Genomic DNA, 14,742 nt, shown 5'->3' on the forward strand with positions numbered 1-14,742 from the left:
GGAGGGAGAGGTGAGGCGGCCGTGGTGGATCGTCCGGCGGGGCGGGCGGGGGCGGTCCGGACGCCCCGAGCGCCCCTCGGGGGGTTCCCGAGGGGCGCTCGAAGGGCGGGTCAGTCCTGGTGGATGAAGTCCTGGACGAGCTTGACCAGCTCGGCGGACTTCTCCAGGACGGCGACGTGGCCGCTGTCGAGCTCGGCGTAGGTGCTGCCCGGGAGCTGGGCGTGCAGGTCGCGGGTGAGGGCGACCGGAACGGTGATGTCCTGGGTGCAGCCGATCACCAGGGCCGGGGCCTCGATCTTCGGCAGCAGGTCGCGGATGTCCAGTCGCAGGTTGAGGTCGATGTGGCGCAGGGCGCCCTCGGTGGCCTGGTTGCCCGCGACGATGTTCTCGATCGTCTCCTTGCCCAGGATGTTGAGGAAGCCCGGGCTGAACGCGGTCAGCGTGCCGAACCGCCCGAAGGCCTCGGCGTTGCCGGCCATGGCGCGCCAGGCGGACATCATGTTGCGCAGGTACTCGTCGCCGGGGTGGGTCCAGCCGGCGGTGAGGACCAGCCGGCGGACCAGGTCCGGGCGGGTCGCCGCGACGGCCGCGCCGACCACCGAGCCGAGCGAGAAGCCGGCGATGTCGACCGGGCCGTCGCCGGCCTCCTCGATGACGGCGATGATCTGCTCGGCGAGGATCTCGACGGTCAGCTCGCCGCCGTCGTCCGTGGTCTCACCGCAGCCGGAGAAGTCCGGCAGGATCACGGTGCGGCGGTCCTTGAAGTGCTCGACCAGGTGGCCCCAGGTGCCCTCGGCGCCGAAACCGGTGCCGTGGATGAGGACCAGGCCCGGGCCGGAGCCCTCGGTCCGGTAGCTGACCTGGGCGGTGCCTGCGGAGACGGAAGGCATGGTGGTTTCTCTCCTTGTGGTGTCGGGGGGACAACACGGACGACGGAGGTACCGCCGGGTGTTGCTGTTGATCTACTCCGTGTAGGGCAGTCGGCTGCGGCGCGGTGTCCCGGGTCCATTCAAGTCCGGCGCCGCGGTGCCTCGCATGCGGACGATCGACAGAGTGTCAGGTCCGCGCGCCGCCGGCCGGATTCAGGAGGCGACGGCCTCGGCGACCGGTGCCGGCGCGGCCTGTCCGGCCTCCGGCTCCGCCGCGGCCTGCGGGGCCCGCTTGAAGTTGAGCGCGACCAGGACCAGCAGGACGATGCCGGCGGTGGCGACGAACACCGCGGTGCGCAGGCCGTCGTTGGTGGCGGTGCGCAGGGCCTCGCCGGTCAGTCCGTCGGTGCCGGAGTTGGCGATCGCGACCAGGACGGCCAGGCCGACCGCGCTGCCGACCTGCTGGCCGGTGGAGACGATGCCGGAGGCGATGCCCTGCTCGTACGGGTGCACGCCGGTGGAGGAGGCGGCGAACATGGTGGTGAAGATGACGCCCTGGCAGACGCTGAGCACGACCAGGCCGGGCAGCAGCGCGAGGTAGGAGCCCTCGGGGGACATCGCCAGGCCCATCGCCAGGGTGCCGGCGCCGCCGATCACGAAGCTGGCGATCAGGGTCGGCCGGATGCCGAAGCGGGTGGCGAGCCGGCCGCCGAGCATGGAGCCGAGGAAGCCGGCCACCATCGGGATCAGGAAGGCGATGCCGGTCTCCAGCGCGCTGTAGCCGTGCACGTTCTGGAAGTAGACGGTCAGGAAGTACAGCAGGGTGCCGAAGGTCGCCATGAACAGGAAGGTGGTGGCGACGCCGGTGCTGAGGTTGGGGTTGCGGAACAGCCGCAGCGGCATCAGCGGGTCCGAGCTGCGGGCCTCGATGGCGATGAAGGCGGCGACCAGGGCCAGGCCGACCACGGCGCTGGTGAGGATCAGCGGGGAGGTCCAGCCGGACTCGGGGGCCTGGACCAGGGTGAAGACGACCAGGGTGGCGCCGACGGTGGCGGTCAGCGCGCCCGGCAGGTCGAAGCGGCGGCCCTTCTCGCGGGCGCCGTCCGGGGTGATCAGGGAGAGCGCGAGCAGGGCGGCGCCGCCGGCGAGCGGGACGTTGACGTAGAAGACGGCCTGCCAGCCGAAGGCCTGGGTGAGGACGCCGCCGAGCAGCGAGCCGATCACCATGCCGCTGGCGCCGGCCGCGGCCCACACCGACAGCGCCCGGTTGCGCTCCTTGCCCTCGGTGAAGCTGGTGACCACCAGGGCGAGGGTGGCGGGGAACAGGAAGGCGCCGCCGAGGCCCTGGACGGCGCGGGCGCCGACCAGCAGGGCGGGGGTGTTCGCCAGGCCGCCGATCAGCGAGGAGACGGCGTACAGCGAGAGGCCGAGGACGAACATCCGGCGGCGGCCGAACAGGTCGGAGGCGCGGCCGCCGAAGAGGAGGAACCCGCCGAAGGCCACCGCGTAGGCGCTGACCACCCACTGCAGGGTCTGGGCGGAGAAGCCGAGGCCGCTGCCGATCTCGGGGAGCGCCACGTAGACGATGTTGTAGTCGATGGAGACGATCAGCTGGGCGAAGGCCAGCAGGGCCAGGGTGAGGCCCGAGCGGCGCTGCCTGGCGGCCAGGTCGGCTGCTGCGGAGGACATGGCTTCTACCTTTCGGTGGTGGACGGGTTCAGGGGCGGGGTTTCGGGGACGAGCACGACGCGTCTGCCGTTCAGCTCGCCCTGTTCGAGGCGGTGGTGGACCTCGGCGGCGGCGCTCAGCGGCAGCTGCCGGACGGAGCGGGGGCTCAGCCGTCCGGCGGCCAGCAGCCGGTTGATGGTCACGGCCGCCTCGGCCAGTTCGGCGGTCGAGGCGTGGGAGATGACGAATCCTCTGATCGAGCAGTCCTTCATGTAGAGCGGGCCGACCGGGAGTTCGGGTCTGGAGGCGGCCCCGGCGAGCAGCACGACCCGGCCGCGCGGGGCGAGCAGCTCGACGGTGCCGGCGAGCTCGTTGGCGCCGGAGGTGTCCAGGTGGACGTCGACGCCCCGTGGACAGGCGGCGCGCACCAGGCCGGTGAGGTCGGGGTCGCGGTAGTCGAACACCTCGGCGGCGCCGAGCGACCGGCAGTACTCGGCGTCCCGGGCCGCCGCCGTGGCGACGACCCGGGCGCCGGCCTCGGCGGCCAGCACCAGCAGGGCACTTCCGACGTTGCCCGCGGCGCCGCCCACCAGGACCGTCTCGCCGGCCCGGAGCTGTCCGTGGGTGAACAGGCCCAGGTGGGCGGTGCCGGCGGGGTGGACCACGGCGACGGCCCGGACCGGGTCCACCCCCGGGGGGAGGTGGTAGAGCCGGTCGGCGGGGACCACGGCCTGCTCGGCCGCGGCGCCCTGTCGGCCGCCGTGGCCGAGGCTGTTGCACCAGACCAGGTCGCCCTCGGCGAAGCCGGTGGCGCCCGGTCCGGCCGAGGCGACCCGGCCGACCAGGTCGCGGCCGATCACGAAGGGGAAGGGGACGGGGGTCCGGAACACACCCGATCTCACGAAGGTGTCCACCGGGTTGACCGAGACCGCCAGGACGTCGACCAGGACGTCCGTCGGGCCCGCGACCGGGGCCGGCACCTCGCCGTAGTGGATGTTCTGCGGCGGACCCAACTGCTCGATGAAGGCTGCGCGCATGGTTCCTGATCCTGGCAGCGGAGCGGCGATCGGGCCCGTGCCGAGCGGATCGTTCGTCAACTCCGTTTGAAAGCAGCAGGTCGGAGGGGGTCGACCGGTTCACCTGACACACTACACGGTGCAGGGCAGAGCTTCACCTACACCGTGTAGTGCAATTGAGGGGCAGGGCCGCCCCGGTGGTCCGGCAGCACCACGGAAGTCCGCGAACTCCCTTCTCGCGCCCGCTTCGCCCGCTTCGCCCACTCGCCCCCGCCCCGCCGCCCCGGCCCCTCAGGCCCGGCGCGGCCCGCATCCCCAGGACGGTTCCCATGGCCATCGACCAGCTCGTCGTCACGAGCCCCGGCACGGAGGGCGCGACCGCCGCCCCCGCCACCGGGGCGCCCGGCTCCCGCCGCTCGTTCACCACCCGGCTGCCCTCGCTGACCGGTCTGCGGTTCCCCGCCGCGCTGCTGGTGTTCGCCTACCACGCCGGACTGCCGATCCCGTCGATGCGGGTGCTCGCCGACGACGCCGCCGAGTTCGACCTGTACAAGGTCGTCGGCCAGATGGGCGGTCTCGGCGTCTCGTTCTTCTTCGTGCTCAGCGGCTTCGTGCTGACCTGGTCGGCCAGAAAGCAGGACACCGCCAGGGCCTTCTGGCGGCGCAGGTTCGTGAAGATCTACCCGAACTACCTGGTGGCCTGGGGCCTGGCGATGGCCCTGTTCGCCAGCGCCTACACACCGATGCGCGACGCCATCGCCAACCTCTTCATGCTTCAGGTCTGGGCACCCGACTTCAACCTCAACTTCAGTGTCGACCCGCCGAGTTGGTCGCTCGGTGCGGAGGCCGTCTTCTACGCCTCGTTCCCGCTGCTGCACCGCCTGTTCCTGCGCATCCGCCCGCAGCACCTGAAGTACTGGATCAGCGGCGCGATCGCCGGCATCATCGCCACCCCCGCCCTCGCCTACGCGCTGCTGCCCTCCGGCCCCGGCATCCCCGGCGGCGAGCTCAGCTCCGTCTCGCAGTACTGGTTCAGCTACGTCCTGCCGCCGGTCCGCCTGCTGGACTTCGCGCTCGGCATGCTGGTCGCCCACGCGGTGCTGAACGGCCGCTGGCGCAACATCGGGATGATCTGGTCGAGCCTGCTGCTGGTCGCCGGCTACGTCCTGACGTACTACGTGCCGTACCTGTACGGCCAGCGCGCGGCCTGTATCATCCCGATCGTCCTGCTGATCGCTGCCGCCGCCGTCGCAGACGCCGAGAACCGCTTCACCATCTTCCGCAACCGGACGATGCTGTGGCTCGGCGAGATCTCGTTCGCCTTCTACCTGCTGCACTTCGTGGTCCTGACCTACGGCCGGACCCTGCTGGGCGACCGGATGTTCTCCGCCCCCGTCGGTGCCGCCGTCCTGGTCGCCGAGGCCGGTGTGGCCGTCCTGCTCTCCTGGGCGCTGTACGCCCTGGTCGAGCGCCCCATCACCAAGCGGTTCTCCAAGCCCCGCAAGCGCAGCGCGCCGCAGATCGGCTGAACGACCCCTGCACGCAGGACATCCGACCGACTTTCAGACCTGACCCAGGAGAGACTGTTATGAACACCGAGCCGATCCTCGTCATCGGAGCCGGCGGCCAGGTGGGTGCTTCCGTGGTGGAGCAGCTGGTCGCGGCGGGAGCCAAGGTCCGGGCCAGCGCCCGCAACCCCGAGAAGCTGTCGGTACCGGCCGGCGTCGAGGTGGTCCGGGCGGACGTGCTCAGCCCCGAGACGCTGCCGGCCGCGCTGGCCGGGGTGCGCAAGGTGTTCCTCTACGCCCTGCCGCAGGGGATCGCCGACTTCCTGGACGCGGCCCGGGCCGCCGGGGTCGAGCAGATCGTCCTGCTCTCCTCGCAGACCGTGGTGGACGCCTTCCCCGAGCAGAAGCCGATCACCGAGATGCACCGGGCGGTGGAGGACGCGATCGCCGGCTCCGGCATCGGCTACACCTTCCTGCGGCCGCACAACTTCGCCACCAACATCCTGATGTGGGGCTGGCCGGAGTCGATCCGGACCGAGGGCCGGGTGCGCTTCCCGTACCCCGGGTCGCACAGCGACGCGATCCACGAGAAGGACATCGCCGCGGTCGCGGTCAAGGCGCTCACCGAGCCGGGGCACGAGGGCCAGGCGTACTTCCTGAGCGGCCCGGAGTCGGTGACCCAGCGCCGGCAGCTGGAGATCATCGGCGAGGTGACCGGCCGGGAGCTGGTCTTCGAGGAGCTGACCGACGCCGAGGCCCGCCGCGCGCTGGAGCCGATCGTGCCGATCTGGGTGATGGACGCGGTGGTCGGCTACTGGGAGCACTCGGACGGTGTGCCCAGCCACCTGAGCGACACCGTGGAGCGGATCACCGGCCGCCCGGCCCGCGGCTTCGCCGAGTGGGTGGCGGACCACGCGGCGGACTTCACCGGCTGAGGCCGACGGGCCCGGGCGGGCCCGGGAACGCGGCCCCGGCAGGAACGGGGACCGCGGCGGAAGGGAAGAGAAGGGACGGCAGGGCCCCCGGGGGGAGCGCGGACACAGGTCCGCCTCCCCGCGGGGGCCCTGCCGCGTGTGGTGGGCCCACCACACCGTCCCCGGCGGGAAGGCCGTGATCACGGGAGGGCGGGTGGTGGGGGTGGTGGCGCGACCACCGTCCGGGCGGCGAACCGGGTGACGAGCGCACCTTAGCCGGACAGGGCTGCCGACCTACGTTTGAGGAGCGGCGCGGTCCAGCCCATCGTCCAGCTGAGGGGGATCCCATGAGCAGCCTTGCCCTGTACCCCGGTACACCCAAGTCGTCCGGTGCGTCGAAGTCCGCGCCGTCCGCGGCCTTCGACCCGCACCACGACGTGATGCTCCAGGAGCTCTGCTCCGTGGTCCTCGCCTCGCTGCCCAGAAGCGACCAACGGCGCAAGGGCGTGCAGTACGTGCGCGGCCTGCTGGGTGCGGAGGGGCGCAAGTCGATCCGCAACATCGCCACCGTGGTCGGGGGCGCCGCGGCGGAGCAGAGCCTGCACCACTTCATCGCCAGCTCCACCTGGGACTGGGGCCCGGTCCGCCAGGCGCTCGCACAGCACCTGGCCCGGATCGCGCCGCCGCAGGCCTGGGTGCTGCGCCCGACGGTCATCCCGAAGGCCGGCGAGCACTCGGTGGGCGTGGACCGCAGGTTCATCCCCTCGCTCGGCCAGGTGCTCAACGCCCAGCAGGCGATCGGGGTCTGGGCCGCCTCGGCGGAGTCCAGCTACCCGGTGAACTGGCGGCTCCACCTGTCGCAGGCCTGGCTGGAGGACGGCACCCGGCGCAGCCAGGCGTCCATCCCGGACGGCGTGGACGCGGAGAGCCTCGGGGACTGCGCGGTCGAGGCGTTCCGCGGGATGACCTCGCGCTGGGGCCTGCCGATGCGCCCGGTGGTGGTGGACGCGGGCGACGCGGACGCCGGCCGGATCGTGCGGCGGCTGCGCGCGCTGCCCACCCCGCTGCTGGTGCGCGTCAACGGCAACCTGCCGCTGACGGCGGCCGGTGCCGCGCTGCCCGGCCGGACGGCCGAACTGCGGCCCGCGCAGCAGCTGATGGGCGCCGCCCGGGACCTGCGCCGCCCGGTGGTGTGGTCCGACCACACCGCCCAGGGCGCGCCCAGGACGAGCCTGGTCGCGGGGGTCAAGGTGCGGCTGCCCGGACCGCCGGTGCGGCCCGCCATGCCGGTGCGCGGGATCCGCGGCGACGAACTGCTGCTGCTCGGCGTGAGCGCGCCGGGCCGCCGCTGGCCCACCGAGCTGTGGCTGACCGACCTGGTGGAGGCCCAGCCGGCCGCGCTGCTGAGGCTCGGCCGGCTGCTCGACCGGGTGGACCGGGACTTCAACGAGGTCGCCGACCAGGTCGGCGTGCGGGACTTCGCGGGCCGCTCGTTCGGCGGCTGGCACCGGCACGTGACCCTCGCCTCGACCGCGCACGCGGTGGCCATGCTGGGCCGCGGCGCGGCCGAGGGGGGTCTGCGGTATGCGTCCTGACCGGGTCTCAGACCCGGTGCTCGCCCGCCGCGCCGTCGTCCGGGACCTCGCGGCGGTCCAGCAGGACCTGCCGGATCCGGGACAGCCGCAGGGCGAGCTGGATCTCGAACGCCCGCTCCGGCTTCTGCCAGTCGGGGCCGAGCAGCTCGCTGATCCGCTCCAGCCGGCGGGCCACCGTGTTGGTGTGGACGTGCAGCTTCTGGGCGGCGTAGGTCGGGCTGTTGCCGGTCTCGAAGTACGCGTTGAGGGTGCGGGCGAGCTCGGTGAACCGCTGCTGGTCGTAGTCCAGCACCGGCCCGATGGTGGAGTCCACGAAGCCGTCGACGTCGTGGTTGTCGGCCAGCAGCACGCCGAAGAAGCCGAGTTCGCGGGCGGAGGCGGAACGGCCGGTGGCGCCGAGCGCGGTCATCGCGTCCAGGCAGCGCAGTGCCTCCTGGTGGCCGTGGAAGACCGAGGTCGGATCCAGGGCCGGGCCGGCCGCGCTGACCGTCACCGGGTGGCCGAGCAGCGGTGTCAGCTCCTCGGTCACCGCGCGGGCGGCGGCGCTCGGGTCGGTGCCCGGCAGCAGCAGGACGGCGAGACCGTCCTGGACGCGCTTGAGCCCGCTCATCCGGTGGGCGTACAGCGAGGCCCAGGTGGCGACCTTGCCCTGCGCCTCGCCCTCCGGCCGGGCCACCACCACGACGTGCGGCTTCCCCAGGTCGATGCCCAGCCGGCGGGCGCGCAGCATCAGCTGCTGCGGCGGGCGCTGGGGGTTGGCGAGCAGCTCGTCCAGCAGCTCGTCGCGGACGTGGCCCACGGCGATCGCGGTGCGGCTGTTCTCCAGCAGCAGCGGTATCGCCACCGCCTGGGCCACCACCCGGGTGAGCTGCTCGCCGCGGTCGGCCAGCGGGGAGTCGGTGCGCAGGAAGAGGGTGCCGAGGCCGACGGTGCCGGCACTGACCGGTGCCGCCCAGGTGCCGTCGGCGAGCCTGACCGGTCCGCGGGTGGCGTGCGCGTCCATCGCGGCCAGGACCACGGAGTTCTCGTCGCGCTCCGGCATGTCGGAGGCGGAGGTGAGCACGGTGCCGTCGGCCGCGTAGACCCGGATCGCGCCGCCGAGGCGCTTGCAGACCTCGCGGGTCAGCGAGTGCGGGTCGCCGCCGCTCAGCGCCAGGTCGATCAGCCGGGTGTGCAGCTCGCTCAGCTCGGTGGCCAGCCGGAGTCCGACCTCCGCCTCGGTGGTGTGCTGTTCGAGGTCGGTGACGGTCGCGCTGGTCTGGTCGAGCAGCTGGGCCTTCTCGATCGCCACACCGGCCAGGTCGCCGAGCGAGCTCATCAGGGCTATCTCGTCGGTGGTGAAGTGGCGGACGTTCCGGTCCGCGACGTACAGCACCCCGAACGGGTGGTTGCGGTGGCTCAGCGGCACGCCCATGATGGCGTGCAGGCCCTCGGCGCGGACGGTCTCGTCGATCGCCTGGTTGTGGGCGATGCGCTCGTCCGACAGGTAGTCAGGAGTCCAGAACGGTGCGGGGTTCGCCAGCACGCTGCTGCCGAGTCCGGCGCCGTCGGGCAGGCGCAGGCCCACGCTGAGCGTCGAGGTGTGACCGTCGGAGGTGCGGACGTAGATGTAGCCCTGCTGGGCGTCGGGGAAGCTGATGTACGACATGTCGACACCGAGCAGCAGCCGGGCCCGACGGGTGATCACCTTCAGCAGGGTGTCCAGGTCGTAGGGCATGGCGAGGTCCCGGGCCGTGTCGACCAGGGCGGACAGGCCCGCCTCGCGCTGCTGCCGACGTTTGGACTGGGAGCGGATGCTCAGACCCAGCTGTTTCAGCCGTTCGAGCCGTTCCAGCTCCTCACCGGTGGTGCCCCGTAGCCGGGCCTCCTCCACCAGGTCCTCGAACTGCTGGGCCGGCGCTTCGCTTGCCAGGTATTCGAGGACGCTGAATGCGGCCGCCTCGGTACGCCCCTGCAACACCGATCCTCCCCACCTCTCCCCCATTTGCGGTCATTCAGTGTGACGGCCCGCATACCGGAAGGTATGTGCAGGCCGAGCCCTTCGTCAACCGTGGGTCAAGTGGAAGGGGGGTATGTGGCGCGCCCACTGGTGTCCCGGCCACCGCCATCCGTCACCCAGTGTGTTGCCGGATCACCTTTCGCTGTCAGCACCCCTTGAGTGAGGCTTGAGTCGCCCGAGAGCAGTGGGGCGGGAATCGGCCGGTGAGCTTGTGAGGGGAAGCTGATGCTGGAGGTCACGGACTACAGGCGCTCGTTGGAGCGGAGCCGGATGTCGCGGATGCGCCAGGACGGGCGATCGACGTTCCGGATCCACCAGCGCGAGTGGGACCTGCTGGAAGGGGTGTTCGCCCCGGCCGACTCGCCGTCCACCGGCATCGCCCTGGATCTCCTCGGCCTGTCCTGCGGGCTGCCCGGCGGCCGGCTCGACTCGCTGCTGGAGATCGGCTGCGGCGCCGGTGTGATCGCGGTCGCCGCGGCGCTGGCGGGCTGCGAGCGGGTGGTCGCCTCCGACATCAACCCCGCGGCGGTGCGCAACACCGAGCTGAACGCGGCCCGGCACGAGGTGGCCGGCCGGGTCCGCGCGGTGCACAGCGACCTCTTCGACGGGCTCGACCCGGACGAGCGGTTCGACACCGTCTTCTGGAGCTCCAACTACGTCATGGCTCCGGAGGGTTATCACTACGAGCACATGCACGAGCGGGCCTACGTCGACCCCGGCTACGCCGCCCACCGCCGGTTCCTGGCCGAGGCGCCGAACCGGCTGCTCCCGGGCGGCCGGGTGCTGCTGCACTTCAGCACCAGAGGTGACGTGCTCAGCCTCCTGAGACTCGCCGGCCAGTCGGGCCGGGGTCTGCGGATGGTGCGTGCGGTGACGGTCCAGGAGGGCGCGTACGAGGTCGAGCACATGCTGCTGGAGGTCACCGCCCCGCCGCAGCGCGAGGTCGTCGTGCCGCGTCCGCGCTCCGCCGAGCGGGAGCGTGAGCGGCTGTGAAGTCTGGGAACGGCGTGCGCACCCTGTTGATAGACAATTACGATTCCTTCACATTCAACCTCTTTCATTACCTGGCCGAGGTGAACGGCCAGGAGCCCGTCGTGGTCGTCAACGACGACCCGACCTGGCGCTACGAGCAGCTCGACGGCTTCGACGCCGTGGTCGTCTCGCCCGGCCCCGGCAGCCCCGAGCGGGAGGCCGACTTCGGGATCTGCGCGGAGATCCTGGCCAAGGGGGAACTGCCCACCCTCGGGGTGTGCCTCGGCCACCAGGGGATCGCCGCCCTGCACGGCGGCCGGGTCGAACGCGCCCCGGAGCCCTTCCACGGCCGCCTCTCGCCGGTCCGCCACGACGGCACCGGCCTGTTCGAGGGACTGCCCTCGCCGCTGCGGGCCGTCCGCTACCACTCCTTGACCGTGGACGCACTGTCCCCGCTGCTGGAGGCCACCGCCTGGACGCCGGACGGCCTGCTGATGGGCCTGCGCCACCGTGACCTGCCGCTCTGGGGCGTGCAGTTCCACCCCGAGTCGATCGGCGGCGACGACGGCCGCCGGCTGCTCGCCAACTTCCTGCGGATGGCCGCCGACCACAACCGCCGCCAGGGTCGCCCGCCGCGCCCGGCCGAGCGCGCGCTGCCCGTCCCGGACGACCGCTTCCTGCCGCGCCGCGAGCTGAAGGTGCTCAGCCGCACCCTGCCCACCCGCTGGGACGACGAGGTCGCCTACGACCGCCTGTTCCGCGGCGGCCCCTACGCGTACTGGCTGGACAGCAGCCGGCCGGACGAGGGCGCGGGCCGGTTCTCCGTGATGGGCGACGCCTCCGGGCCGCTGGGCCGGGTCGCCGTCGCCGACGTCGAGCACGGGACCGTCACCGTCCACTCACCGACCGGCACCGAGGTGGTCGCCGGGCCGTTCCTGGACTGGCTGGACCGCGACCTGCGCGGCCTGCGGACCGAACTGCCGGACCTGCCATGCGAGTTCGCCCTGGGCTGGGTCGGCTACCTCGGCTACGAGCTCAAGGCCGAGTGTGGCGGCGACCGGGCGCACCGCTCGGACACCCCCGACGCGGTGCTCGCCTTCAGCGGCCGCGCCCTGGTGCTCGACCACGCCACCGGCACCAGCCACCTGCTGGCCCTCGCCGAGGCCGGCGACGAGGCGCGGGCGCAGGCCTGGCTCGACCTGGCCACCGAGCGACTCGCCCTCACCGAGGGCCGCCGGCTGCACCTGGCCGGCCCGCCGCTGCCCTTCGGGCCGCTGCGGGCGCGCCACGACCGGCCGGCCTACCTCGGACTCGTCGACTCCTGCCTCCAGGAGATCGAGGCCGGCGAGAGCTACGAGGTATGCCTCACCAACATGCTGGAGGCGGCCGGCCCGCTGGACCCCTGGGAGGGCTACCGCTACCTGCGCCGGATCAGCCCGGCGCCGTACGCCGCCCTGCTCTCCTTCGGGGACCTCGCGGTGCTGTCCACCTCGCCGGAGCGCTTCCTGCGGGTGGACCGCGACGGGCTGGCCGAGTCGCGCCCGATCAAGGGGACCCGGCCGCGGGGCGCCACCCACCGGGAGGACCGGGAGCTGGTCGCCGAGCTGCTGGCCAGCGAGAAGGACCGGGCCGAGAACCTGATGATCGTGGACCTGGTCCGCAACGACCTCGGCCGGTGCGCCGAGATCGGGTCCGTCCGGGCCACCGAGCTGTTCACGGTCGAGTCCTACGCCAAGGCGCACCAACTGGTCAGCGTGGTGCAGGCGCAGCTGCGGCCGCGGGAGTCCGCGGTGAGCTGCGTACGGGCCGCGTTCCCGCCCGGCTCGATGACCGGCGCGCCCAAGCGGCGGACGATGCAGATCATCGACCGGCTGGAGCAGGGCCCGCGGGGCGTGTACTCCGGCGCGATCGGCTACTTCTCGCTGAACGGCGCGGCCGATCTGAGCGTGGTGATCCGTACGGTGGTGGCCACCCCGGGCCGGGTGCGGTACGGCGTCGGCGGGGCGGTGATCGCGCTGTCCGACCCCGAGGAGGAGTTCGCGGAGACCGCGGTGAAGGCGGCCCCGGTGGTGGCGCTGGCCGGCACGGAGTTCCCGGCCGGACGTCGGCTCAGTGATCCCGGTGCGCGGCGGAGCCCGGTCCGGGCGGAGCGCCGGGACACAGCTGTGGAGCCGGCGCGCTGACCGAGACCATCCGCAGCTGCTCGGCGATCGAGGCCCGCAGCAGCAGCCAGGAGTCGACCAGGCGGGGGACGCTCTCGGTCTCCAGCCGGCGCACCACCGCCTCGTAGGAGATGCCGAGCCGGCCGAGGCGGTCCAGCACCTTCTGGGCCGCCTCGGCCTGGCCCATCAGGGTGTCGCCGCGCAGCCGGCTGTGCCGGGCGGCCTGATCCAGCGTGCCGGGGGACATCGCGTTGACGGTGCCCCAGGAGACCAGCGACTCCACGTAGCCGGTGCCGGGGCCGACCCGGCCGACGGCCGTGGTGTCGGTCCACATCAGCCGCTGCGGGCGGGCACCGGCGGCGCGCAGGGTGCGCCAGCGCTCGCCGCCGAGGTGCTCCTCGTAGACCCGGTACAGCAGCCGGGCGGCGGCGAGGGCGGCCTGCCCGAGCAGGGAGTGGGCGTCCTCGCTGCCGAGCTCGCCGAGCAGGCCGTCCACCTCGTGGTCGACCCGGCCGACCGGGAGCGAGGCCACCGAGGCGATGACGGCGAGCCGGCGGTCGGCGGCGTGGGCGATCTCCAGGCCGTCGAAGTAGGCGTCCACCACCTGGGTGTAGCGGGTCACCGAGTAGATCTCGGTGGCGTGCACGCCGATCCCCAGGCCGATGCAGTCACGGATCGCGGTCAGGCCGGCCGGGGTGGCCGGGATCTTCACCAGCGCGTTGGGACGGCCGACGGCCCGGGCCAGCTCGGCGGCCTCGGTGACGGTGGCCGCCGCGTCGTGGGCCAGGCGCGGGTCGAGGTCCATCGACACCAGTCCGTCGTATCCGTGCGTCGACTCGAAGACCTCGCGCAGTTCCTCGCAGGCCAGCCGGAGGTCCTGGACGGAGGCGGCCCACAGGGCGCCGTCCACGGAGACCCGGTGGTGGGCGAGGCGCAGCAACTGGTCGCGGTAGGCGGTGCCGTGGGCGAGGGCGTCGGCCAGTGCGGCCGGGTCGGAGGTGGCGCCGCGGACGCCGGTGTCCTCGACCAGCCGGGTCAGGGCGCCGGAGGCCAGCAGCCCGCGGTGGATGCCGTCCAGCCAGGGCGAGACGCCCTCCGCGACCAGCTGCCTCAGATGACCGTGATTCGCTGGTGCCAGCGGCAATTCTTTCAAGGCTGGATCACTGCTCCCAGTCCGGTCCCGCAGTCCCGTAATGCGGTACTCCCGGGTCGAGGATAAGCGGGAATTTGCCGTCTCTTGGCAGGCTTCGTATTTCCTTGTCAGGTCCTAACCGGGGCGGATAGTTCCAGTTCGACCTGATGGAGTATCGGTCACCTGACGAAGTGACCCCTACGGCGTTGGCCGCTTCCGCCGGACCGGAACAGGATCGGCAAAACGAGCAGCCACCCGCGTCAGGGAGTACACCGGTCATGACAAACGTCGCTGTCATCTATTACTCGTCCACCGGAAATGTCCACCGGCTGGCCCGGGCCGCCGCGGAGGCGGCCGAAGCGGCCGGCGCCGAGGTACGTCTGCGGAGGATCCCCGATCCCGCCGAGGAGACATTCGTGCCCGGCACCGAGGAGGCCGCGGCAGGCCTGCGGGAGGCGACCGGCGACATCCCGGAGGCCACCCTGGACGACCTCGACTGGGCCGACGGGATCCTGTTCGGCTCCCCGGTCCGGTTCGGGCTGCCGGCACCCGCGGTGATCAGGTTCATCGACACCACGGCGCCGCTGTCCATCCCCGGCCGGCTCGCCAACAAGGCGGTGTCCGCGTTCACGTCGGGCTCGGCCCCGCACGGCGGCCACGAGACCACCATCCTCGCCCTGCACAACGCCTTCTGCCACTGGGGCTCGCTGATCGTCGCCAACGGCTCGACCGATCCGGTGCTGTTCCAGCCCAACAACGGCAACCCGTACGGCAGCAGCGCGGTCTCGCGCAACCGCCCGGGCCAGGTGCACGAGGAGAACCTCGCCGCGATCGCCTACCAGGCACGCCGGGTCACCGAGGTCGCGGGCGCCGTCCGCGCCCTCAGGACCGGCTGACCCCCTCCGGC

At 72.6% G+C, this 14,742-nt stretch carries 11 protein-coding genes; 6 read left to right on the top strand and 5 right to left on the bottom strand.

From position 1 onward, the window contains the following. Window positions 1-110: 110 nt before the first annotated feature. The 3 genes from ACIOFR_RS25480 to ACIOFR_RS25490 all read right to left on the bottom strand — a co-directional run bounded on the left by ACIOFR_RS25480 (window position 111) and on the right by ACIOFR_RS25490 (window position 3,574). Window positions 111-890, bottom strand: a complete 780-nt coding sequence (locus tag ACIOFR_RS25480; RefSeq protein ID WP_401001174.1) for an alpha/beta fold hydrolase — start codon at window positions 888-890, stop codon at window positions 111-113. Between the two features lie 192 nt (window positions 891-1,082). Continuing rightward, window positions 1,083-2,558, bottom strand: coding sequence for an MFS transporter (locus ACIOFR_RS25485; RefSeq protein ID WP_401001175.1), 1,476 nt, complete (start codon window positions 2,556-2,558; stop codon window positions 1,083-1,085). 5 nt (window positions 2,559-2,563) lie between these two features. Next, the gene (locus tag ACIOFR_RS25490; protein WP_401001177.1) at window positions 2,564-3,574 is read right to left on the bottom strand and encodes an NADPH:quinone reductase; all 1,011 of its coding nucleotides are present in this window, start codon (window positions 3,572-3,574) and stop codon (window positions 2,564-2,566) included. Window positions 3,575-3,882: 308 nt separating this feature from the next. Between ACIOFR_RS25490 and ACIOFR_RS25495 the strand changes: the two genes are divergently transcribed. The 3 genes from ACIOFR_RS25495 (at window position 3,883) to ACIOFR_RS25505 (ending at window position 7,570) form a co-directional block, all read left to right on the top strand. After that, window positions 3,883-5,082 carry an acyltransferase family protein gene (locus ACIOFR_RS25495; protein WP_401001178.1) on the top strand — a complete coding sequence of 400 codons (1,200 nt, stop codon included), beginning with the start codon at window positions 3,883-3,885 and terminating at the stop codon, window positions 5,080-5,082. 59 nt (window positions 5,083-5,141) lie between these two features. Beyond that, window positions 5,142-5,996 (top strand): NAD(P)H-binding protein, encoded by an 855-nt coding sequence (locus ACIOFR_RS25500; RefSeq protein WP_401001179.1) that lies wholly within the window; start codon window positions 5,142-5,144, stop codon window positions 5,994-5,996. 326 nt (window positions 5,997-6,322) lie between these two features. Continuing rightward, window positions 6,323-7,570, top strand: coding sequence for an IS701 family transposase (locus tag ACIOFR_RS25505; protein WP_401001181.1), 1,248 nt, complete (start codon window positions 6,323-6,325; stop codon window positions 7,568-7,570). A gap of 7 nt (window positions 7,571-7,577) precedes the next feature. Here the strand turns inward: ACIOFR_RS25505 and ACIOFR_RS25510 are convergent, their stop codons facing one another. Further along, window positions 7,578-9,530: a helix-turn-helix domain-containing protein gene (locus ACIOFR_RS25510; protein ID WP_401001183.1), complete on the bottom strand. Its 1,953-nt coding sequence runs from the start codon at window positions 9,528-9,530 to the stop codon at window positions 7,578-7,580. Window positions 9,531-9,794: 264 nt separating this feature from the next. Here ACIOFR_RS25510 and ACIOFR_RS25515 point away from each other — a divergent pair, with 264 nt between their 5' ends. Together ACIOFR_RS25515 and pabB are read left to right on the top strand one after the other, a co-directional pair. After that, window positions 9,795-10,562: a 50S ribosomal protein L11 methyltransferase gene (locus ACIOFR_RS25515; RefSeq protein ID WP_401001184.1), complete on the top strand. Its 768-nt coding sequence runs from the start codon at window positions 9,795-9,797 to the stop codon at window positions 10,560-10,562. A 14-nt stretch (window positions 10,563-10,576) separates the two neighbouring features. Next, window positions 10,577-12,724 (top strand): aminodeoxychorismate synthase component I, encoded by a 2,148-nt coding sequence (gene pabB, locus ACIOFR_RS25520; RefSeq protein ID WP_401001217.1) that lies wholly within the window; start codon window positions 10,577-10,579, stop codon window positions 12,722-12,724. Here pabB and tal read toward each other — a convergent pair. Next, entirely contained in the window at window positions 12,651-13,847 is a 1,197-nt protein-coding gene (tal, locus tag ACIOFR_RS25525; RefSeq protein WP_401001186.1) for a transaldolase, read from the bottom strand. The genes pabB and tal overlap by 74 nt on opposite strands. 266 nt (window positions 13,848-14,113) lie before the next feature. On the opposite strand from tal, the gene ACIOFR_RS25530 reads away from it, so the two are divergent. Further along, complete coding sequence (locus tag ACIOFR_RS25530) at window positions 14,114-14,731, top strand: flavodoxin family protein (protein ID WP_401001187.1); 618 nt, start codon at window positions 14,114-14,116, stop codon at window positions 14,729-14,731. Window positions 14,732-14,742: the final 11 nt, after the last annotated feature.

Origin of the sequence: Kitasatospora sp. NPDC088346 (genome assembly GCF_044740765.1) — a bacterium.
In the GTDB taxonomy this organism is placed as follows: domain Bacteria; phylum Actinomycetota; class Actinomycetes; order Streptomycetales; family Streptomycetaceae; genus Kitasatospora.

Coding starts and splice junctions, on each gene's coding strand:
- ACIOFR_RS25530 (WP_401001187.1), top strand. CDS start 14,114: ATGACAAACGTCGCTGTCATCTATTACTCGTCCACCGGAAATGTCCAC.
- ACIOFR_RS25480 (WP_401001174.1), bottom strand. CDS start 890: ATGCCTTCCGTCTCCGCAGGCACCGCCCAGGTCAGCTACCGGACCGAG.
- ACIOFR_RS25505 (WP_401001181.1), top strand. CDS start 6,323: ATGAGCAGCCTTGCCCTGTACCCCGGTACACCCAAGTCGTCCGGTGCG.
- ACIOFR_RS25495 (WP_401001178.1), top strand. CDS start 3,883: ATGGCCATCGACCAGCTCGTCGTCACGAGCCCCGGCACGGAGGGCGCG.
- ACIOFR_RS25500 (WP_401001179.1), top strand. CDS start 5,142: ATGAACACCGAGCCGATCCTCGTCATCGGAGCCGGCGGCCAGGTGGGT.
- ACIOFR_RS25515 (WP_401001184.1), top strand. CDS start 9,795: ATGCTGGAGGTCACGGACTACAGGCGCTCGTTGGAGCGGAGCCGGATG.
- ACIOFR_RS25490 (WP_401001177.1), bottom strand. CDS start 3,574: ATGCGCGCAGCCTTCATCGAGCAGTTGGGTCCGCCGCAGAACATCCAC.
- ACIOFR_RS25485 (WP_401001175.1), bottom strand. CDS start 2,558: ATGTCCTCCGCAGCAGCCGACCTGGCCGCCAGGCAGCGCCGCTCGGGC.